The organism is Mycolicibacterium iranicum (assembly GCF_002101705.1).
GTDB lineage: Bacteria > Actinomycetota > Actinomycetes > Mycobacteriales > Mycobacteriaceae > Mycobacterium > Mycobacterium iranicum.
The window spans coordinates 1-1032 of the sequence record NZ_LQPC01000078.1; the positions used below are offsets into that span (position 1 = coordinate 1).

Here is a 1032-nt window from a genome sequence, read left to right on the forward strand (position 1 = left end):
ATGAGGGTGGCTGGGAGTCGCAGTCCGGTGACTTGTGCCAGTCGGTTGCGTAGTTCTACGGCCGATAGTGAGTCGAATCCGGCATCTTTGAACACTTTCTCGGGGTCCACTGCCGTCGAGGAGGGATAGCCGAGTACTTCGGCGACGGTGTCGCGGACAACGGCCAAGACCATGGCGGTACGTTCGTTTTCGGGGATGCCTGCGAGTCGTTGGGCCAATGAACCGCCCGTCGTGCGGCGGGGCGGTATGCGGACGAGGTCGCTGAGTAGTGGCGCCAGCAGGCCGCTACGCGCTTGTGTGCGCAGCCCGGGTAGGTCGAGTGACAGTGCCAGCAGTGCCGCCGGCCGGTGTTCTCGTGCGGCGTCGAAGAGTGTCAGGCCTTCGGCGTCGTCGAGTGCTTGCAGCCCCAGGCGTGCCATCCGTGCGCGGTCGGCGTCGCCGACCTCGGCGGTGAGTCCGGTCGTTTGGGCCCATAGGCCGTATGCCAGTGACCGCACCGGGCGGCCCGCCAGTGCCCGCCGCTGAGCCAGTGCGTCGAGGAAAGCGTTGGCCGCTGCGTAGTTGCCCTGCCCCGGAGAACCGAGTGTGGCCGCGGCTGAGGAGAACAGCACGAGCTCGGCCTCGCCTGCGAGTTCGTCGAGGTGCAGTGCCGCGTCGACTTTGGCGCGCAATACACGGTCGAATCGGTCGCTGGTGAGCGAGGCGATCGTCGCGTCGTCGAGGGCGCCGGCGGCATGTAGGACCGCCGAGAGGGGATGCTGTCGGCCGGCCTCTTCGAGCACGCCGGCCAGCGCATCGCGATCGGCGACGTCGCAGGCGGCGAACCGTACCTCACATCCGTGCTCGCTCAACTCTGCGGCGAGCTCTGCTGCCCCGTCTGCCGACGCGCCGCTTCGGCTGACCAGTAGGAGATGTCGAACATTCTGTTCCGCAACGAGATGCCGCGCCAGCAGCTGACCCAGCGCACCCGTTCCGCCGGTGATCACCACCGTCCCCTCACCACCCAACGGCTGCGGCACCGCCAACACCAGC

At 67.6% G+C, this 1032-nt stretch carries 1 protein-coding gene; it reads right to left on the bottom strand.

Features of this window, described 5'->3' with window-relative positions; all coding sequences use genetic code 11:
* A partial coding sequence (locus AWC12_RS29880) for a type I polyketide synthase (protein ID WP_165758142.1) occupies positions 1–1019 on the bottom strand: 1019 nt, incomplete at its 3' end.
* Between the last annotated feature and the right edge of the window lie 13 nt (positions 1020–1032).